The 18,396-nt window shown below is 65.2% G+C and carries 19 protein-coding genes; 9 read left to right on the top strand and 10 right to left on the bottom strand.

Going from position 1 to position 18,396, the window contains the following annotated elements:
• The first annotated feature begins 74 nt into the window (after nt 1-74).
• Together F3W81_RS17720 and pepT are read left to right on the top strand one after the other, a co-directional pair.
• Nucleotides 75-545, top strand: a complete 471-nt coding sequence (locus tag F3W81_RS17720) for a hypothetical protein (protein WP_193080660.1) — start codon at nt 75-77, stop codon at nt 543-545.
• Nucleotides 546-627: 82 nt separating this feature from the next.
• A complete protein-coding gene (gene pepT, locus F3W81_RS17715; RefSeq protein WP_193080658.1) occupies nt 628-1,872 on the top strand; it encodes a peptidase T in 1,245 nt (414 codons plus the stop codon).
• 104 nt (nt 1,873-1,976) lie between these two features.
• On the opposite strand, the gene F3W81_RS17710 is transcribed toward pepT, so the two are convergent.
• From F3W81_RS17710 to F3W81_RS17675, 8 genes are all read right to left on the bottom strand, one after another.
• Entirely contained in the window at nt 1,977-2,855 is an 879-nt protein-coding gene (locus F3W81_RS17710) for a bifunctional 5,10-methylenetetrahydrofolate dehydrogenase/5,10-methenyltetrahydrofolate cyclohydrolase (RefSeq protein ID WP_193080657.1), read from the bottom strand.
• On the bottom strand, nt 2,855-4,018 hold the full coding sequence (locus F3W81_RS17705) for a hypothetical protein (RefSeq protein WP_193080655.1): 1,164 nt from the start codon (nt 4,016-4,018) through the stop codon (nt 2,855-2,857). The genes F3W81_RS17710 and F3W81_RS17705 overlap by 1 nt, the downstream gene beginning before the upstream one ends.
• A 71-nt stretch (nt 4,019-4,089) precedes the next feature.
• Nucleotides 4,090-4,992, bottom strand: a complete 903-nt coding sequence (locus F3W81_RS17700; RefSeq protein ID WP_193080653.1) for an ABC transporter permease — start codon at nt 4,990-4,992, stop codon at nt 4,090-4,092.
• Nucleotides 4,993-4,994: 2 nt separating this feature from the next.
• A complete protein-coding gene (locus tag F3W81_RS17695; RefSeq protein WP_226941731.1) occupies nt 4,995-5,804 on the bottom strand; it encodes an ABC transporter ATP-binding protein in 810 nt (269 codons plus the stop codon).
• 20 nt (nt 5,805-5,824) lie between these two features.
• A complete protein-coding gene (locus tag F3W81_RS17690) occupies nt 5,825-6,406 on the bottom strand; it encodes an NAD(P)H-dependent oxidoreductase (RefSeq protein WP_193080652.1) in 582 nt (193 codons plus the stop codon).
• Between the two features lie 69 nt (nt 6,407-6,475).
• Nucleotides 6,476-7,864: an FAD-binding oxidoreductase gene (locus tag F3W81_RS17685; RefSeq protein WP_193080650.1), complete on the bottom strand. Its 1,389-nt coding sequence runs from the start codon at nt 7,862-7,864 to the stop codon at nt 6,476-6,478.
• Nucleotides 7,864-9,159: an amidohydrolase family protein gene (locus tag F3W81_RS17680; protein WP_193080648.1), complete on the bottom strand. Its 1,296-nt coding sequence runs from the start codon at nt 9,157-9,159 to the stop codon at nt 7,864-7,866. Before F3W81_RS17680 ends, F3W81_RS17685 begins: the two co-directional genes overlap by 1 nt.
• Nucleotides 9,156-9,959 (bottom strand): creatininase family protein, encoded by an 804-nt coding sequence (locus F3W81_RS17675; RefSeq protein WP_193080647.1) that lies wholly within the window; start codon nt 9,957-9,959, stop codon nt 9,156-9,158. The genes F3W81_RS17680 and F3W81_RS17675 overlap by 4 nt, the downstream gene beginning before the upstream one ends.
• A gap of 193 nt (nt 9,960-10,152) precedes the next feature.
• Between F3W81_RS17675 and F3W81_RS17670 the strand changes: the two genes are divergently transcribed.
• The 4 genes from F3W81_RS17670 (at nt 10,153) to F3W81_RS17655 (ending at nt 12,741) form a co-directional block, all read left to right on the top strand.
• Nucleotides 10,153-10,377, top strand: coding sequence for a hypothetical protein (locus F3W81_RS17670; RefSeq protein WP_193080646.1), 225 nt, complete (start codon nt 10,153-10,155; stop codon nt 10,375-10,377).
• Nucleotides 10,371-11,153 (top strand): IclR family transcriptional regulator, encoded by a 783-nt coding sequence (locus tag F3W81_RS17665; RefSeq protein WP_193080645.1) that lies wholly within the window; start codon nt 10,371-10,373, stop codon nt 11,151-11,153. Before F3W81_RS17670 ends, F3W81_RS17665 begins: the two co-directional genes overlap by 7 nt.
• 10 nt (nt 11,154-11,163) lie before the next feature.
• The gene (locus F3W81_RS17660) at nt 11,164-11,988 is read left to right on the top strand and encodes a bifunctional 5,10-methylenetetrahydrofolate dehydrogenase/5,10-methenyltetrahydrofolate cyclohydrolase (protein WP_193080644.1); all 825 of its coding nucleotides are present in this window, start codon (nt 11,164-11,166) and stop codon (nt 11,986-11,988) included.
• Between the two features lie 120 nt (nt 11,989-12,108).
• Nucleotides 12,109-12,741 (top strand): nuclear transport factor 2-like protein, encoded by a 633-nt coding sequence (locus F3W81_RS17655; protein WP_226941730.1) that lies wholly within the window; start codon nt 12,109-12,111, stop codon nt 12,739-12,741.
• 70 nt (nt 12,742-12,811) lie between these two features.
• On the opposite strand, the gene F3W81_RS17650 is transcribed toward F3W81_RS17655, so the two are convergent.
• A complete protein-coding gene (locus tag F3W81_RS17650; RefSeq protein ID WP_226941729.1) occupies nt 12,812-13,195 on the bottom strand; it encodes a RidA family protein in 384 nt (127 codons plus the stop codon).
• A gap of 251 nt (nt 13,196-13,446) precedes the next feature.
• On the opposite strand from F3W81_RS17650, the gene F3W81_RS17645 reads away from it, so the two are divergent.
• Genes F3W81_RS17645 through F3W81_RS17635 form a run of 3 tightly spaced genes read left to right on the top strand, consistent with a single transcriptional unit; the run spans nt 13,447 to nt 17,432 of the window.
• A complete protein-coding gene (locus F3W81_RS17645; RefSeq protein ID WP_193080643.1) occupies nt 13,447-15,399 on the top strand; it encodes a tripartite tricarboxylate transporter permease in 1,953 nt (650 codons plus the stop codon).
• A 16-nt stretch (nt 15,400-15,415) separates the two neighbouring features.
• Nucleotides 15,416-16,489, top strand: coding sequence for a type 2 periplasmic-binding domain-containing protein (locus F3W81_RS17640; protein ID WP_193080642.1), 1,074 nt, complete (start codon nt 15,416-15,418; stop codon nt 16,487-16,489).
• A gap of 52 nt (nt 16,490-16,541) precedes the next feature.
• On the top strand, nt 16,542-17,432 hold the full coding sequence (locus F3W81_RS17635) for an alpha/beta hydrolase (protein WP_193080641.1): 891 nt from the start codon (nt 16,542-16,544) through the stop codon (nt 17,430-17,432).
• Here F3W81_RS17635 and F3W81_RS17630 read toward each other — a convergent pair whose 3' ends face one another.
• Nucleotides 17,433-18,359: a LysR substrate-binding domain-containing protein gene (locus tag F3W81_RS17630; protein WP_193080639.1), complete on the bottom strand. Its 927-nt coding sequence runs from the start codon at nt 18,357-18,359 to the stop codon at nt 17,433-17,435.
• Between the last annotated feature and the right edge of the window lie 37 nt (nt 18,360-18,396).

The following is an 18,396-nucleotide window of genomic DNA, read 5'->3' as shown; positions in this document are numbered from 1 at the left end:
GGGGCAAGCCCTTCGCCTGACTTGGGAACCGCTGGCACCCACGGGCGTTTCACACGGACAGGAAGGATACCCCCGTGACACGCATTCTGATGATCCTCGCCACTGCGATTGTGCCGCTCAGCGCGCAGGCAGACCCCAGCTATCTTGATGATCGCTCCTCTCCCTCCGCTGTGGTGGAGTCGCTCTATAACGCGATAAATTCCCAACAATATCTTAGGGCTTACAGCTATTTCGACCCCGACAGGATCGGCGACTACGACAGTTTCAAGGCCGGTTATGCCGAGACGCAGAGCGTCACTCTGCGACTGGGCGAACCGCTCACCGAAGGGGCGGCCGGCACCATTTACACCCAGATTCCCGCTGTGATCGAAGCGGTGGGAACGGATGGCAGCACGCAGGTCTATGCCGGGTGCTATCTGATCTCCGCAGTGAGCCCCGGCATTCAGGATGTCCCGCCGTTCCTCCCCATCCGCATTGTCAGCGGCACTCTGGCGAAGACGGATCGCCCGTTTGAGGCGGCAACAGGCAGCTGCCCGGACTACTGACGCGGCAAGCGCCAAGATGCCGGCGGATGGCTTGACACTGACCGCCCCTGCCCCCTTTCTGAGGCAAATTAAAGGAGGTCAGATGCAACGCCCATTCGATCAGGAACTGGAGGACCGACTGGTCCGCTACGCCGTCATCGACAGCCAGAGCGACGAAAGCTCGCCCACGGCGCCGAGCACGAACATTCAGTTCAACATGCTGAATTTGCTACACAAGGAGCTGCAGGAGATCGGCGCGCAGGACGTCACGCTGACGTCCTATGGCGTGGTTCTGGCGACGATCCCCGGCACTGCTCCGGGGCCGGCTGTCGGCTTTCTGGCGCATGTCGATACAGCGCCACAGTTCAATGCGACCGGCGTCAAACCGCGGGTCGTGCGCGGCTATAACGGCGGCGATATCACCTATCCCGACAACCCCGATCTGGTGCTCTCGCCCGAGGCGTTTCCCTATCTGGCGCGCAAGCAGGGGCATGACATCATCACCGCCTCCGGCAAGACCCTGCTGGGGGCGGATGACAAGGCGGGCGTGGCGATCATCATGACCGCAGCGCGCCATCTGCTGGCCAATCCCAACATCCCGCACGGCCCGATCCGCGTCGCTTTCACCCCGGATGAAGAGATCGGGCGCGGTGTCGATGCGGCGCTTCCTGCCGACTTAGGCGTTGATTTCGCTTATACTTTCGACGGCGCTGAGGTCGGCGAGATCGTCTATGAGAGCTTCTCGGCGGATCAGGCGAAGGTGACGATTCAGGGCGTGTCGATCCACCCCGGCACCGCCAAAGACAAGATGGTGAACGCGATCCACCTTGCCGCCAAGATCATCGCGACTCTGCCGCAGGCGACCATGACGCCAGAGGTCACTGACGGGCGCGAAGGCTTCATCCATGCCACCGATATGGAGGGCGGATCGTCGGAGATGGTGATCCGGTTGATCCTGCGCGATTTTGAACGCGAGGGGCTGGCCGAGAAGGGCGAATTGCTGCGCAAGGTCTGTGATGCTGTCGCCGCGACCGAGCCTCGGGCTACCATCACATGTGATATCCGGCCTCAGTACCGCAATATGAGGTATTGGTTGGAGGAGGACATGACTCCGGTCGATCTGGCGCGCGCCGCTGCCCGCAAGCTGGGGGTGGAGCCGGTTTCGCTGCCGATCCGGGGCGGGACGGACGGTTCCCGCCTCACCGAAATGGGGGTGCCGACGCCCAATCTGTTCACCGGGATGCAGTGCATTCATGGCCCGCTGGAGTGGATCTCGGTGCAGGATATGGCGGCGGCAACCGAGCTTTGCGTGACGCTGGCCGAAATGGCCTCCGAGGGCGCAAAATAGCCCGGCGGACTACCGGAATACCCCAAATCGGCCGAAATCGGGATGTCGGTATCCGGTCGGTATTCCGTCGGTAAGTGAACGGTGCGATTTTGGCGGGGTCTGCCCTATCCGGGCAGGCCCCGCTCGGCAATTTCAAGCAGGTTCTGCAGCAGTGCCGCGCGGGTCAGCGGACCGACCGAGCCATGTGGCGGGGTGACGTGACCGGCGACACTGGCGACATCTTCGGCGACGTCCGAGACCATACTGCAACCATCGCCATAGGTGATGCCGACGCCGACCACGGCGGCGCCGGGGCGCACCATGTCGGCGGTGACAAATCCGGGGCGGCCAAGGGCAGCGATGACGACATCGGCGGCGCGTGTCGCCTCGGCAATGTCGCGCGAGGCAGAGTGCAGCAGCGTCACCGAGGCATCAATGCCGCGCATCGACAGCAGCATCGACAGCGGCCGCCCGACCAGCGGGCCGCGCCCGATGATCGCGACCTTCGCGCCCTTCAGCGGCACTTGGTGATGGCGCAGCAATTGCCAGATGGCGTGCGGGGTGCAGGGCAGCAGGCCGGGCGTGCCCGCCAGCAGCCGCCCGAGGTTTTCCGGATGCAGCCCGTCGATATCCTTGGCCGGGTCGACGGCCGCAAGCGCCGCGTCATCGTCCAGACCCGCAGGCAGGGGCAGTTGCACCATCAGCCCATGCACCAGCGGATCGGCGTTCAGCGCGGCAACATGGGCCAGCAGCTGGGCCTGAGAGGTCTTGGCGGGCAGGCGGATGTCGGTCGCCTTGATCCCGATCTCGGCGCAGTCGGCGTGTTTGCGGGCGATGTAGGAGGCGCTCGCCGGGTTGTCCCCGACGAGCACGGTGGCCAATTTCGGCGTGACGCCGATGGCGCGCAGACGCGTGGCCCGCGCGGCCATTTGCCTGCGCAGCGTTGCGGCAAGGACATCGCCATCGAGACAGACAGCCGTGCCGTCGCTGTGCAGGTTTGCCATTATTTCAGGCCGATGGAGGGGTCGATGAACTGGTTGGTGACAACCATGTCGCCGTTCACATCCGCCTCGGAGCGTTCGTCCAGACTGGGGCGCACGATCTCGAGCATTTCGGCAACGCGGTCCATGTCGAAATCCCCGACGGTGGCGTTCGGGCCATTGCCGATGATGCCCTCAGCGACCATCGTTTCGGCGGCATAGGCCATCAGCGCGGGCTCTGTCTTCCACCAGGAGGTGGCCATGCCCGCGTCGTTGAAGGCCACGATGGTGGCGTTGGTTTCCGCCGGATCGGTGGCGTAGTCGACGGCGGCCTGCTGCATGATGGGGACGAGCTTGGTCAGGCAGGGAGTCATTTCCGCGAGCCGGGATTTCGCGACCGAGACCATGCCGGTGTAGTTGCGATAGCCCAGATCGTCGATCTTGAGGAAGCCGATGGGTTTCGCCCAGTTCAGGCCATTTTCGAACTTGTAGACCTCGGAGGTGACGAAGCCTTGGTTCAGCCATTCGCCATTGTGGGTGACGAAGTTTTCACCATCGCCGCGATAGCCCTCGACGAACAGATCCTTGGGCACGCCCGCATCGACGAGGTACTTGCCGAAGGTGCGCCCGACGGTCGAGACATAGGCCTTGGCCTTAGGGTTTTCGGCCAGCGTGGTCAGATCCTCAATCGAGCCGAAGCCGTCGGGATAGGTCGCCTGATCCCAGAACAGCACGGTCGGCGCGACGTCGAGCGGGGCGAAGACGCCGACGGTGGGGAAACGCTTGGAGAAGATGAAGGCGTTGTCGAGCTCCTGATACCCAAGGTCGGGGGTGAGGCCCGCCTTGGAGTTCCCGGTGAACAGCGCCGAATAGGCGGTTTCGCCATCGCCGAGGCCGATGCCACCGCCGCCCGACAGGATCTTCAGGTTGATGCCGGTGGCACCGAGGGGGCCGGTATAATCGCCGGAGGTCATTTCTCCGCCAGCGCCGATCATCTGCCAGATGCCGCCCTGTTCGGCCTGTGGCAGCCAGTCGAGCTGGATCGACAGCGTCGCCGGGCAGACATCGGCCAGCGGCGTCGTATAGGCGGTGTTGGCGAAATCACCAGCGAGCGCGGGGCTGGCGATGGGGCTGGCGGCGGCGGCCATCAGCGCCAGGAGAGAGGCGGATTTGAGCGTGGTTTTCATGGGTCACCCTGTTGGTTGGGAGTGGAGGAAATACCGCTTTTTGAGGCGCGGCTGGGTATCGGCGGCAGGCGTCACTGCCGCTTTTCAGAGGCTTCGTGCCAGTGAGAGAACAGCCGGTTTCCCAGCCACTTGAAGAACAGGTAGACGGCGATCGACAGCACCGAGGCGGCGATCAGCGCGGCGTACATCTGCTCGTACTTGAAGTCGATCTTGGAATTCATCAGCAGCTGGCCAAGGCCGCCCTCGCCCGAGAGAAAGAACAGCTCGGACGTGATGGCTGCGATGACGGCGAGGCTGCCGGAGATCGAAAAGCCGGCAAACAGCGTTGGCCCGGCCGAGGGCAGGCAGGCCTTGATGAGCGTGGTGCGCCATGTCGCGCCCTGCAGCTTGAACAGGTTGAGGATGTTCTTGTCGACGGACTTCAGCCCCAGCAGCAGCGTGGTGGGGACGGCGAAGAAGGTGAACAGCGCCACGATCAGCACCTTGGGCATGAAGCCGAAGCCAAGCGCCGATTGGATCAGCGGCACGATGGCCAGCACCGGCACCGATTGCAGCACCACGAGGTAGGGAAAGATCGCCTTTTCCAGAAACAGGAAGCGGAACATCACGATGCCCATCAGGCAGCCGAAGGAGATCGATAGCGCAAGGCCGGTGACGGCGATGGCCATGGTGGTGACCGACCGGCTGAGCAGTTCAGGCACAAAGCCCGGCACGGCGAAGGCGAGGTCCCAGAGGCCCTGCGCCGAGGGCATCAGGAACTGGCGGTGCGGCGGCAGGCTGGACCGCACCATCGCGTAGAGGAGGATGACGAGGATACCGGCGAGGATCGGCGGCACCAGCGAGGTCAGCAGCTTATGCGCGAGGCCCGGCGGTGTCGGGATCGGCACGGCGGAATGCGCCTCGATATTGGCCTTGCGGGCGGTGCCGCGCGCGGCGTTGGCGGGGGCGGCGTTTTGGGCCAGAGTGTCAGGCATGGTCATCCCTCGATCGCGCGGCGCAGGGAGAGGGAGACCTCTCCGCAGAGTTCGGAAAAATCGGCCTGGTAGCGCATTTCGGGCCTGCGGGGATAGGCGAAGGGCACGTCGAAGACCTCTTGTATGCGGCCCGGACGGGCGGACATGACGACGACCTTGGAGGACATGTAGACCGCCTCGGGGATCGAATGCGTGACGAAGATGCCGGTGAACTGTTCGCGCTGGTAGAGGTCGATGACCTCGTCGTTCAGGCGCTCGCGGGTGATCTCGTCCAGCGCGCCGAAGGGTTCGTCGAACATGAAGACGGCGGGGTTCAGCGCCAGCGAGCGCGCGAGCGAGACACGCATCTTCATGCCGCCGGAGAGGCGCTGGGGATAGTGGTTTTCAAACCCCGTCAGGCCGACGAGGTCGATCTTTTCGCGCGCGATCCGCGCCCGCTCAGCCGGGGGAAAGCCGCGCAGCTCCATCAGCAGTTCGACGTTGTCCTGGACCTTGCGCCAGGGCAGCAGGGTCGCATCCTGAAAGGTATAGCCGAGCTGATCGCGGTCCACCCAGACCTTGCCGCCCGTGTGGGTGACAAGGCCCGAGGCGACCTTGAGCAGGGTGGATTTGCCACAGCCCGAGGGGCCGACGATGGAGACGAATTCACCCGGTGCAATGGCCAGGTCGACGTCCTTGAGCCCCTCGGTGCCGTCGGGAAAGGTCATCGAGACGTTGTCGAAGACGATGGCGTTGCCGCCGGGCATCGCCTGCGCCTCTGTCCCGGGGGCCTGACTGTGCGGGGCCGTGGTGGATGTGAAATCTGCGCTCAAACTCTTGCTCCTGGGCTCGGTCAGAATGTCTGCATGGCGCGGCGCACCTTGCCGATATAGGCCGCGGTCTGCGCCGGGGTCACGTTGTTCATGTCGTAGAGCGCGTGGTATTGCACCTTGACCTTCGGGTCACAGACGACGCGCAGAAAGCGTGTGGCGTTCTTGCGCGGCGGATCGCCCAGAAACATGGCGCGATAGCGTTTCGAGCCATAGGTCGTGACTGTCGCCAGCTTCTTGATGTTGCGCAGACCGGGGCCGAGCTGGCCGTCGGTCAGCTTGAACGACACATCCGGCAGGAACACCCGGTCGAAGTAGCCCTTGAGGATCGCCGGCCAGCCGAAGTTCCACACCGGATGGCACAGCACCAGCGCGTCACAGGTGGTCAGGCGGTCAACATAGGAGGCCACCTTGCGGCGGTTGATGGAGATGTCGTGATACTCTTCGCGGTCCTCGGCGGTCAGCACGGGGTCGAAGTTGTCGGCATAGAGGTCGAGGTCGTCGACCTCGTGCCCCGCCTCTGTCAGCCCCTCGATCACCGTCTGGTGCAGGGCGGAGGCCAGCGAATTGGCCAGCGGGTGGGCGTAGATCACATGCACTTTCATTTTACTGCGGCTTTCATGGTCTTGGCATCCGGGCGGGGCGTCGCGCCGTGCGGCTGGCGCGCCCCGGATCTAATGGGTGAACAGGAAGGCGCGGCCCGGTTCCGGAACCCAGTCCGGATCCGTCCAGGCAATCATCTTGCCCGGGTTCAGCAGCCCCTTGGGGTCGGTCTGTCGTTTGAAGTCCAGCTGGGCGGGGTCGGTCTTTTTCATGCCGCCCTCTTCCAGCGTGATGCGGTGCGGGTTGAAGACCGTCACGCCGTAGTCGGCCTCCAGCAGGGCAATCAGCTGCTCCAGCCGGGCGGCGCTGGTATAGCGTACCAGCGGCATGGCCACGGCGGCGACGCGGCCTGAGAACTGGGTGAACTCGAAATGCATCACCAGCTCATCGCCGAAGTCAGCCTCAAGCCGGGCGATGGAGTCGTAGATCGTGTCCTGTGGCAGCATCATCTGCAGGTAGGTGATCGACGGGTCGACCTTGAGCGCGCGCAGGGTGGTGTGGTTCCAGGCGTATTCATAGAGCGCGGTGAGGCGGCGTTCGCCTTTGTCGCGGTCGGCGCGAAAGCGCAGCGTGGCGTCGGGGTTGGCGTCGATCAGAGCCGTCAGCGCGGGCAGGCTGTCGCGGCTGACCATGACGGCGACGGCGGCCTCTCCGGGGGTGACGAACTCGGTATAGCGGTTGAAGTAGCGTGCGGGGATTTCCGGCGCGAAGGTGGAGATCATGCGTTTGTCGATGCTGCTCTCGGCCCCGATGGCGAAGGCGAGGCGGGTGGCGGCGGCGAAATCGGCGGTGCCGATCAGCGCATCGACCCAGTCCAAGGCGGGGTCGATCGGCACCTCGACCTCGGTGATGACACCGTTGACGCCATAGGCATGGGCGGCCTTGAAGATATCCTCGCCGGTCAGGTCGATGATACGGGGCGCGGCCTCCATCGTGATCAGGCGGATGCGGCGGATGTTGCCGGGGGTGCGCAGGCCGCCCCAACGGATCGCGCCGATGCCCGACGAACCACCGGCGATGAAGCCGCCGATGGTGGCGGTGGCGGTGGTCGAGGGGAAGAGGCGCAGTTCGTACCCCTGAGCGCGCAGGGTAGTTTCGAGGTCTTTCAGCACGGCGCCGGACTGGGCGATGACGTGATCCTCGCCGATATGAACGACGCCGGTCATATGTTTCATGTGAAGCACCACGCCGCCCGCCAGCGGCATGGCCTGACCGTAGTTGCCGGTCCCTGCCCCGCGCACGGTGACCGGCATGTCATGGGCGTGGCAGATCGCGAGGATCGCGATGACCTCGTCCTGATTGCGGGGCGAGACGACCAGATCGGCGCAGACCGCGCCCAGCTGATCCTTCAGGATCGGGCTGTACCAGTAGAAATCACGGCTTTTCTGCTGGATCGAGCGGGGGTTTTCATCGACGTCGAACCCGGCAAGGGCGGCACGGCAGGTGGCGAGATCGGGCATCAGGCGGGCTCCCTTTCAAGGACGGGCTGGGCGGTCGTCAGGGGCGCGCCGTTGTGCAGCACGCAGCGGCTGAGCGCGGTGCCGCTGAACAGATCCGCCCAGTCGTGGGCATCAAACAGCACCGCATCGGCGGCGGCCCCGGCCTTGAGGCGGCCGATATCGGCTAGGCCCATGGCGCGGGCGGGGGTGGCGGTGGTGGCGGCGATCCATTCCTCGGGCGCGCCCTCCAGCTGGCCCATGAACAGGCCGAGGCGCTGGGCCTCAAGCGGGTCATAGGCGCCGTAGGGGTAGAAAGCGTCGCGCACATTGTCCGAGGCGAAGGAGACCGGGACACCAGCGGCGGCAAGCTCCTGCACCGGGGCGAGGCCGCGCAGCAGGCCGGTGCGATCGGGGCTGCGGTCCTGCAGAAAGCCGTTGGTGGCGGGCAGGGCGACAACCTCGATCCCGGCCTCAGCGACCAGCGCGATGACGCGATCCCGGTCCCTCGGGGCCATCTGGGCCAGCGCGCAACAGTGCCCGGCGACGACGCGCCCGCGAAAGCCGGTTTTCAGGACCCAGGTCGCCAGCATCTCCAACCCGTTGGCGGCGGGGTCGAGGGTTTCATCGACGTGCAGGTCGAGGTCGAGGCCCTGCACGGCGGCGACCGAGAGCAGCCGCTGCATCAGGGCTGGCGTGGCGCCGCCCCGGTCGATGAAGGCCCCGAGGATACCGCCGCGCGCGGCAATGGCAGCGCAACGGGCGGGGAAATCGGGCTCCTCCACGCGGAACAGCGCGGTGAGGGCGACGGCCTGCAGCTCAATCCGGCCCTTCCAGCGGGGCGCGACCTCGCCGTAGGCCTGCCAGCCGGTGTTGTCGTCGGGGTGGCCGATGGTGTCGAGGTGGGTGCGCAGGGCGCGGGTGCCATGGGCCTCGGCGGCGATCAGGCTGCGTTCCATCCGGGCGATGTCGTCAGCCACGCTGCGCGCGCCCTGCCCTGCGGACCAGAGCGCGACGGCCGAGCTCAGGCCATCGCGGGAAAAGCCCGTCCGCTCAACCGTATAGGCCTTGTCGAGGTGGGTGTGCATATCGACGAAGCGCGGCAGCAGGATGCGCTGACCGAGGTCGATCGCGGGCAGGGTCGCGGCGGGGTCGGGCGCGTGAAAGCGGCCGCCGCGCACGGCGATATCGGTCAGGATCAGGCCGTTTTGCAGCATCGAGGCGCAGTCGTGCCCCGGCAGACCTTCGGCGAGGGAGGCCGGGATCAGCGCGTTGCGCAGGACATAATCACCACGGGCGGGAAGGGTCGGCAGGCTCATACGCGGCGCGCCCCCGTGCGGCGCTCAGGCAGGGACTGGGCGGCAACTTCGTCAAGCAGGGTTGCGTAGCGGGTGGCGGCGTGGTCGATCAGGGCGCGGCCAGCCTCGGGCGTGGCGGCGGCGGCGTTGCCAGCGACACCGGCGGGGTGCAGATCCTCGGACACCCAGCCGAAACCGACGGGGCCGAGCATGCGCAGGATGTCATTCTCAGCCGCGACCGAGGCAGAGGCGGGCGTGAAATCCTGCGCCGCGGTCATGTCGACCAGCGCGGGCGCGAGGTGCAGCATGGCGGAGGTTTCAACAAAGCCGCCGTGGATGCCCTCCGCGCGCTCCTGCTCGGACACAAGGCCCGGCGGAAAGCCCATGGCCATCCAGCCGGCGGTGACGCAGAGCATGTCTTCTTCCAGTCGCAACCGGCGGGCGGCGATCTGCAGCACGGGCACATTGCCGCCATGGGCGTTCAGCAGCACCAACCGCCGGATGCCAGCGCGCGCGACGCTGCGGCCAATCTCGACCAGCGTCGCCAGCAGGGTTTCCGACGACAGCGTCAGGGTGCCGGGATAGCTGAGGTGTTCGTCGGACTTGGCATAGGTGATGGTTGGCAGCAGATAGACATCGGCGCGCGTGACCAGCGGCCCGGCGGCCAGCGCCACCCCCTCGCCCAGCACCGAATCCGTGGACAGCGGCAGGTGCGGGCCGTGCTGTTCGGTGGCACCGACGGGCAGCAGGGCAACCGCCGCCCGGGCATCCATCGCGGCGAAATCGGTGGTTTTGAGAGAGGACCAGTGGGTAAAGGGCATCGGCGCCTGCGTCGTTTATATGCTGTCGGCATGGGGCCCGCCCCGAGGGGGGCGTCAGGCCTTGGCCAGTCGGAAGCCCGGGAACGGTGCAGCGCGCGGATCGCCTGCATTGTTCGTTAATCGAGCATTTGATCGAAATAGATTGCGCCGCTGTACCGCAGGGTCAAGATGCAAAATGCCCGGTGGGGTGCCTATGAAACAGGATTTCTTGATTTATTTCAGTTTGTTAAATCAGTTTCGCATCGGTAGACCCCAGTTGTGTCCGCCTAAAAATGCGCCGTTCCGCCAAGGGCAAACGGCGAAATCCGCCCTGAATTTGTGCGGACAAAGACAAAATGGTCTATTATCGAACAGGCAAAGCCGCTATCCGAAAGCCAGCCTGCTGCGCGACACGCGCCTGAGGGAGCCCGGATGCTGAACGAAAACGACAAGGAAATCTCGCTGACCTTCGCCAAGGGGCTGACGGTCTTGCTGGCGTTTGACGCGAAGGACCGCTCGATCACCATCTCGGAGATTGCCGAAAAGGTAAACCTGAACCGGGCCGTCGCGCGCCGCCTTGTGCGCACGCTGGAGCAGCTGGGATATCTGAGCTGTGACCGCGGCCGGTATGAGCTGACGCCGCATGTGCTGCGCCTCAGCCAGGGGTTCATCGAGGGGCGCGGCATTCCCCAGATCATCCAGCCGATCCTGCGCGGCGCGGCGGAGGAGATCGGCGAATCCGTCTCCTTTGCCATGCTGGACGACACGGACGCGGTTTATATCGCCCATGCTTTCCTGCCCGCGAAATTCACCCTAAACCGGGTCGCGATCGGGTCACGGGTGCCACTGGCCCCGACCGCCAGCGGGCGGGTTATTCTGGCCTACCTCGACGAGCCGCGCCGCGAGGAGATCCTGCGCGGCACCGATTTCGCCGCCTTCACAGAGCGCACCGAGACCGACCTCAGCCGGTTCCGCGAGGTGCTGCAGGCGGTGCGCGCGCAGGGGTTTGCCCAGACCGAGAGCGAATATGTCTCGGATGTGGCCTCGCTCGCCGTGCCGGTGTTCCGGCCGGGCATGGGCGATGGCTTGGGGGGAGGCGTTGTCACCGGCGCGCTGTCGATCATCTTTGAGCAGGGGCGCTATGACAGTGCCGAGCGCGCCGATATGGTCCGCCGGTTGCGCACCTGTGCGGCGCATGTCGCCTCAACCTTCTGAGGGGCGCGTCATGGCCGAGATCTACCGGGGCACCGCCCTCGCCGCGCGGCTGAACGCAGAGACACGCACCGTGGTCGAGGCTCTGGGCCGGTCGCCGCGCTGTGTGGTCCTGCTGGACGGCGCTGATGCCGGGATGGCGGCCTATGGGCGGCGGCTGGTCGAGAGCGCTGCCGCGACCGGTATCACATTGCTGACCGAGAGCTACGGCGCGGCCGAGGTGTTGGCGCGGCTGACCGATCTGGGCGGCGATGCGGGCGTCGATGCGGTGGCGACGCTCTATCCCCTGCCCCGTGGGATCGCGCCCTTGCAGGCGGCGCTGGCGCTTGGCGCGGCCAAGGATATCGACGGGCTGCACCCGATGAACGCGGGGCTGCTGGCGCTCGGCGCGCCCGCCCGTGCGCCCGCCACCGCGCAGGCCTGCCGTCTGATCGCCGAGGACATCGCCGGGCCGTTGCGCGGGCGTGAGGTGGTGCTGGTGGGCGCGTCGCGCATCGTCGGGCGGCCCTTGGCGCAGCTGCTGCTGGATGCGGGCGCGACGGTGACGCTGACCCATGCCGACACGCGCGATCTGGCGGCCCATACCGCCAAGGCCGATCTGGTGATCACCGCCGCCGGGCAACCGGGCCTGCTGCGCTCCGGCCATCTGCGCGCGGGCGTTGTGGTGCTCGACGTGTCGATCAATCGCGGGCCCGAGGGGCTGATCGGGGATGTCGCGCCGGATGCGCTGGCGCGCCCTGACCTGACCGTGACCCATGTGCCCGACGGCGTTGGCCCTGTCACCACCGCCTGCCTGCTGGCCAATATCGCAGCGACTGCCTGCGAAGCTGGCACCTGAGGCCCTCCGTATCGCCTGAGTGGTGAAATTCAGCAGTTCACCGTTGCGTGACGCTGCGGAATCTCGTCGGATAATCGCAATACGAACCCACGCTCGATTATCGACAAAAGGAAGCACAGAGTGAACACGTCCCGATCTTTCCTGACCCGCGCCACCAAAGCTTTGGCGCTGGCCGCAACGCTCGCCCTGCCGCTGGCGGCACAGGCTGAGGATATCCGCCCCGGCGTCACCTACGCGGGCACCCTGTCCAGCGACCCCGCGCGCGCCGCGATGGAGGGGCTGATCCTGGACCTCGCCTCGTCCTGGGCGTCGTGCAATGCGGATCTAATGAAGGCGACAGTCTCTGAGGACGTGGCGTTTTCCTATCCCACCACCGCCTATAGCGGGCGCGACACGATGCTTGCGGACCTTGCGACCTTCTGCGGCATGGCGACGGACACCAGCATCTACCTGCCCGCCGATGCCTTCTTCGTCGACACAGAGACGGGCCGGATCGCGGCCGAGCTGCAGTTCCGCACCTTTCAGCGCGGCGCGCGTCAGGTGGTCAATGACGTCTGGGTCGCGCATGTCAGCGACGGCCAGATCAGCGTCATCAAGGAATACCTCGATGGCCGCGTGAAGGATCTGCAAAAGCTCGGCGTGCTGGAGATGGAGGAAAGCCCTAAGTCGCTGACCCCCTGGCCCGCGCGCACCAAGGAATGGGAATCCTGCTTTCCCATCGTCAAGGCGGCGCCGGTCAACACCTGCCCATGATCTGAGCGCTCTTGTCTGAGGATGGCCGTGCCGGGGAAGCGCCCCCGGCACGGCTTTTTTATGCGCAGGCTCAGGCGCGGCGCAGAGCGATAGCCTCGACCTCGACCAGAAATTCGGGGCGGGTGAAGCCGGAGACGATCATCAGCGTCGAGGCGGGCTTGACCACCAGATCGGCGCAGACGCGGTCGCGCACGGCCATATAGGGCGCCATGTCCGCGCGCTGTGTGACGAAGGCGGAAAAGCGCATCACGTCGGAAGCATCCAGACCATCCTCGGCCAGAATGGCGAGGACGGCGGCAAAGCACAGCTCGGCCTGGGCGGTGATGCCGTCGGGGACTTTGCCATCCGCGCCCAGCGCCAGCTGGCCGGAGGTGACGACCAGAGGCCCTGCGGCGAGCCCATGGGAATACTTGCCAAAGGGCGGGGAGAGAGTGGCGGGGCTGAGGGATTTCATCAGGAGGGCTCCGGCTGGGATCAGGGTGCAAGGGGCGTGGCGGTGCTAGCACTTTGCCGCCCCTGCCGGAAGACCAGCTGCGTGCTTGGGGATGTCATCGCCCGGGGGCGGGACGGATGCGTTCGCAACAGCTTAGCAATGGTGCAACAGCGCGCCCCATGCATTAGCCAAACTAACCCTAAGTGTAGATCGTTTAATTTTCCTGGCACCTTCTCCTGCAGTAGGGTCGCCTCGTTAACATGGGGGGAGATATGGTTGACGCTTTTGTAGGTCTGTTCAGCACGACCGCGATTTTCTATTTGCTGTTCGGCGCCTGTCTGGGACTGGTCGTCGGCATTCTACCTGCGCTGGGAGGCGCGGCGGGTCTTTCGCTTCTGATCCCCTTTATCTATGGCATGGAGCCCTCTGCGGCGATGGCCATGGTCATCGGGATGCTGGCGACGGTGACAACCGGCGATACGATCACCTCCGTGCTTCTGGGCATCCCCGGATCAGCCTCGTCGCAGGCGACAATCCTCGACGGGTTCCCGATGGCCAAGTCAGGTCAGGGGGCCCGGGCCTTGTCAGCGGGCTTTCTGAGCTCCGTGATGGGAGGGTTGCTGGGGGCGGCGGTGCTGACCCTTACCCTGCAAGTCGCGCGACAGATTATCCTGCTGTTCGGCGTGCCGGAGATCCTGATGATGATCCTGTTCGGCGTGGCCAGCGTGGCCGCCCTGTCCGGGCGCAGTTTGGCAAAGGGCGTGGCAATCTGTGCCTTTGGCATGATCGTGGCCTCGATCGGCTATGCCCCGGCCACGGGGGAAGAGCGCCTGACCTTCGGGATGTTCTACTTTGCCGACGGGCTGCCGCTGATCGCCTGCGTCATCGGTGTGTTCGTGGTTCCTGAAATCGTCGATCTGGTGCGCCAGAACCGCTCGGTCTCGGACCGGCCGGTGATGGGGTCGGGCACGCTGCAGGGGATGCGCGACGTGCTGGCCAACAAGTGGCTGGTGGTGCGTTCGGCGGGCGTGGGCTGTCTGGTGGGCGCAATGCCGGGAGTCGGCGGCGCCGTGGTCGACTGGATCGTCTATGGCCAGACCGTGCGCTCGGCCAAGGACAAGAGCAGGTTCGGTCAGGGCGACGTGCGCGGTGTGATCGGGGTCGAAAGCTCGAACAACGCCGTGCTGGGCGGTGCTCTGGTCCCGACGCTTTTGTTCGGCGTGCCGGGGTCAGGCTCCACCGCATTGCTGCTCTCGGCGCTGATCATGCTGGGCGTGCAGCCCGGCCCCTCGATGCTGGGCGCGGACATCAACCTGACCTATTCGATGATCTGGTCGCTGGCGATTGCCAATATCGTCGGCGCGGGGCTGTGCTTCCTGCTGGCCAGGCATCTGGCAAAGATCACGATGATCCCTTTCGTCTGGATCGCGCCCTTCCTCATCGTGGCGATTTCCTTTGCCACGCTGCAGGTCAACCGCGACCCGCGCGACCTGCTGCTGGTGCTGGTGTTCGGGGCCGTCGGCGTGTTCATGCGCCGCTTCGGTTTCTCACGCCCGGCGTTCCTGATCGGCTTTGTCCTGCAGGGCAATCTTGAGCGCTCGTTCTATCAGACCTCACAGCTCTATGACCTATGGGGCTTTATTTCGCGTCCCATCGTGCTGCTGCTGGCCGTGGTGGTGGCAACGGTGCTGATCAACTCGCTGCGCAAACAGCTGTCGACCACTGTACGCTTCGACACGCCCGAGCATGAGGCGAGCCTGATGGCCACACGCCCCTTGCAACTGCTCATGCCGGTGATGCTGGCGGCGGTGTTTGGCGGGGCGCTGTGGATCCTGAAGGATCTGCAACCGCTGGGCCGGACCTTCCCCGAGATCGTTGCGGGCATTGGTCTTGTCGCGGCCCTGATCGCGGCGGTGCAGATCCTGCGCAAGGTTCCCTCGTCCATGGAGGACCAGGAGCAGGAGGGCACGGAGTACCCGGTGTCGATGCTGCGTGTCGGTGGCTGGCTGGCCGCGGCGATGGCGCTGCTGATTGCCTTTGGCTTCTTTGCCGGATCAGCGCTGTTTCTGGCGCTGTTCCTGGGCATCGAGGCGCGCGCACGGATCTGGCAGATCGCTGCGGGGATAATCGGAATCGTCGGTCTTTACCTGGTTCTGATGTTCTACAGCGGCACCTTTCTACCAGATGGTTGGGTCCTATCGCTCAACCCCTGGACCTATTTCTGAAGTGGAGGAGACACTCATGAAACTGACTAAATTGCTTCTTGCCGGCGTGGGGGCCATTGGCCTTGCGCTGCCGGTCGCCGCACAGGATCTCGGACTGTCGCGGATCAACGTGACGGTGCCCTTTGGCGAGGGTGGCGGCAGCGATACGCTGGTGCGCGCCATTGCGCCCTTCCTGCAGCCCGCCCTGACCGGTGAGCCGACGATCCTGATCCGCAACGAGCCAGGCGGCGGCGGCATTCCCTCGACCAACCGCTTTGTGAAAAACGCCGCCCGTGACGGGTCGGATCTGATTTCGCTGTCGTCGTCGATCTTTGTCGCCAGCGCTCTGAGCAACCCTCAGATTCACTTCAAGCTCGACGGCTTCATCCCCGTGTTTGTCGCGCCTCTGGGTGGGGTGACGTATATTTCGCCCTCGACCGGGGCGACCGAGCCGGGCGACGTTGCGGGTATCGGCGATACGACAGTGATCTACGGCGGCGGTCGTCAGGACAGCTCTGACGCGCTGACGGTCATGCAGTTCGATCTGCTGGGCATCAATGTGCAGTCGATCTGGGGTGTGGAGCGCGGCGGCAGCCGGATCGGCTTTGAGCGGGGAGAGTTCACCGTTGATCAGCAGACCTCGCTGGCGTTCAATTCCTCCGTCCAGCCTCTGGTGGATGCCGGGACGGCCATTCCCTTCATGACCTCGGGGCTGAGGACGGCGGACGGCGAAGTTCTGCGCGACCCGATCTACCCGGATCTGCCGACCTTCCTTGAGGTCTACGAAAAGGTCCATGGTGCACCGCTGTCGGGCCCTGCCTACCGCGCCTACACCGCCCTGAGCGTTGCGGCCCTGACGGCGGGCAAGACGATCGCCCTGCCCAAGGACACGCCGCAAACGGTGGTTGATGCCTATACCGCCGCTTTTGACACGGTCATCGCCAACCCCGAGTTCAAGGACGCGACGAAAGCCTCCCTCGGGGGCTACCCGCTGCTGACCGGCGACGCGGCGCAGGCGGCCTTCGCCAACGGTGGCGAAATGGACGACGAAGCCTTTGCCTGGCTGCAGGACTGGTACCGGACCAAGCTGAACTTTGACCTCAAACGCTAAACCTCCTCTGCGCCCCTTCGCCTGTCGGGGGGGCGCCACAAACAGGCTGCTCATGACATCTGATCCCAACACCGCATCCCCCCGGCGCGTCCACACCGGCACGCCGATCCCGGAGCCCGAAGTGCCCGCAGGCGTCGAGGTCATCCGCGACGTCGCCTTTGGTCCGCATGAGCGGCAAAGCTATGACGTCTACCTGCCGCGCGACGCGACACGTCCGCTGCCGGTGGTGGTCTTTTTCCACCCCGGCGCCTGGACCCGCCGCGACAAGCGCGCCGTGCGCACGATGTTCGTGCTGGAGCACGGCTTTGCGCTGGTCAGCATCGGGTATCGTCTGGCACAGCACGCGCCGTTCCCGGCCCAGATTCAGGACGCCAACGCCGGTCTGCGACACCTGATCGAACATGCGGACACCTATGGCATCGACACCACGCGCATGGTTGTCGCTGGCACCTCTGCAGGGGCCCATCTTGGCACGCTGGCCGTTCTGGCCAAGGACGTGCCCGAGTTCGCCCCGGTTCCGGGTTTCAATCCCTGCGGCATGGTGGCGATCTATGGCGCCTATGACCTGCCCGACATGATCGCCAATCAGGACGAGATGGAAATCGACCACGGCGGCCCCGACTCTGCGCTTGCGCTGATGATCGGCGGCGACCCGGCCGAGCATCCGGAGGCCCTGAAGACAATGAGCCCGCAAACCTACGTGCGCCCTGACGCGCCGCCGTTCTACATCTTGCACGGTGTCGAGGATATTGTCCTGCCCTGGGCGCAATCCGCTGACTTCGCCGCATCGCTTGCCCGCGCCGGTGTCGCGGTGAATTTCGAGACGGTTCAGGGTGCGGGTCATGGCCACGAGCTGTTTCGCACCGCGCCGGTGTCCGACCGCATCATGGCCTTCATCGCCGATGTGGCGAGCCGTAAATCGGGCCAAAAACCGGGCAGCTGATCAGCTTACCTTGAGAAGATAGGCATCAGTCCGGGCAACGATTTCCTCGATCTCGGACAAGAGCCAGGCCCTGAATTTGCGCACGGCCGCACGACGGCCGCGCATCTCAGGCTCGAACAGAAAGATGGGCGTGTCCGAGGTCAGCGCGAGCGGGAACGGTTGCACCAGACGCCCGCTTTCCAGTTCATTGAGCACCAGCTCGACCTGCGCGATGGCCACGCCTGCGCCCGAGAGCGCGGATTCATAGACCAGCGTCGAGTTCGAGAACACCAGCATCGGCCGCTGGTCCACTTGCGAATAGCCCGCAGCATCCAGCCATCGCTGCCAGTCCGACATGCGGTTGCGCGAGACGATCCGCGCCACCTGCGCCAGATCCCCCGGCGAGGTCAGTCGCGCCGCCAGAGCCGGGGTGCACACGGGCGTGAGGCGCGAGGTCATGATCTGCTTGCGTCTGGCGGACCGGGTCTGCGCAGCATGGGTTGAAATCGCCATATCGGCATCGGTGCGGCTGAAATCCACCATCTCTATGCCGGTTTCAAACTCGACCGCGATCTCGGGGTGGGCGCGGGTGAATCCCTCCAGCCGCGGCACAAGCCAGCGATTGGCCCAGGTCTGATACAGCCGGATCTTGACCGACTGCTCGCCCCCGTCGGTCATGGCCTGCCGCACGCCGGATTCAATCAGCTCAAAGGCTTCAGACAGGATGCTGCCAAGCTCCATCGCCCGGGCATTCGGGGTGACGCGGTTGCTCGAGCGCTCGAACAGGGAATGACCCAGACTGTCTTCGGTCCGCTTGATCTGCTGGCTGACGGCGCTTGGGGTCACATTCAACTCCCGCGCCGCCAGATCGAACGACCCCAGCCTGACCGCAGACTCGAGATGTCGCAGCGAGAGGAGGGGCACACGTGTCAGGGCATCGAATTTCATGACCAAGGTTAGCAGAAGCAGGGCGGGCAGACACAGG

The sequence above is a fragment of the Pseudooceanicola spongiae genome (assembly GCF_014899185.1).
In the GTDB taxonomy this organism is placed as follows: domain Bacteria; phylum Pseudomonadota; class Alphaproteobacteria; order Rhodobacterales; family Rhodobacteraceae; genus Pseudooceanicola; species Pseudooceanicola spongiae.
The sequence above is the reverse complement of the archived record's forward strand: the minus strand, read 5'-3'. Positions and strand labels throughout refer to the sequence as shown.

Coding starts and splice junctions, on each gene's coding strand:
- F3W81_RS17705 (WP_193080655.1), bottom strand. CDS start 4,018: ATGAAAACCACGCTCAAATCCGCCTCTCTCCTGGCGCTGATGGCCGCC.
- F3W81_RS17700 (WP_193080653.1), bottom strand. CDS start 4,992: ATGCCTGACACTCTGGCCCAAAACGCCGCCCCCGCCAACGCCGCGCGC.
- F3W81_RS17690 (WP_193080652.1), bottom strand. CDS start 6,406: ATGAAAGTGCATGTGATCTACGCCCACCCGCTGGCCAATTCGCTGGCC.
- F3W81_RS17670 (WP_193080646.1), top strand. CDS start 10,153: ATGAAACAGGATTTCTTGATTTATTTCAGTTTGTTAAATCAGTTTCGC.
- pepT (WP_193080658.1), top strand. CDS start 628: ATGCAACGCCCATTCGATCAGGAACTGGAGGACCGACTGGTCCGCTAC.
- F3W81_RS17660 (WP_193080644.1), top strand. CDS start 11,164: ATGGCCGAGATCTACCGGGGCACCGCCCTCGCCGCGCGGCTGAACGCA.
- F3W81_RS17665 (WP_193080645.1), top strand. CDS start 10,371: ATGCTGAACGAAAACGACAAGGAAATCTCGCTGACCTTCGCCAAGGGG.
- F3W81_RS17680 (WP_193080648.1), bottom strand. CDS start 9,159: ATGAGCCTGCCGACCCTTCCCGCCCGTGGTGATTATGTCCTGCGCAAC.
- F3W81_RS17685 (WP_193080650.1), bottom strand. CDS start 7,864: ATGCCCGATCTCGCCACCTGCCGTGCCGCCCTTGCCGGGTTCGACGTC.
- F3W81_RS17645 (WP_193080643.1), top strand. CDS start 13,447: ATGGTTGACGCTTTTGTAGGTCTGTTCAGCACGACCGCGATTTTCTAT.
- F3W81_RS17675 (WP_193080647.1), bottom strand. CDS start 9,959: ATGCCCTTTACCCACTGGTCCTCTCTCAAAACCACCGATTTCGCCGCG.
- F3W81_RS17710 (WP_193080657.1), bottom strand. CDS start 2,855: ATGGCAAACCTGCACAGCGACGGCACGGCTGTCTGTCTCGATGGCGAT.
- F3W81_RS17650 (WP_226941729.1), bottom strand. CDS start 13,195: ATGAAATCCCTCAGCCCCGCCACTCTCTCCCCGCCCTTTGGCAAGTAT.
- F3W81_RS17630 (WP_193080639.1), bottom strand. CDS start 18,359: ATGAAATTCGATGCCCTGACACGTGTGCCCCTCCTCTCGCTGCGACAT.
- F3W81_RS17635 (WP_193080641.1), top strand. CDS start 16,542: ATGACATCTGATCCCAACACCGCATCCCCCCGGCGCGTCCACACCGGC.
- F3W81_RS17640 (WP_193080642.1), top strand. CDS start 15,416: ATGAAACTGACTAAATTGCTTCTTGCCGGCGTGGGGGCCATTGGCCTT.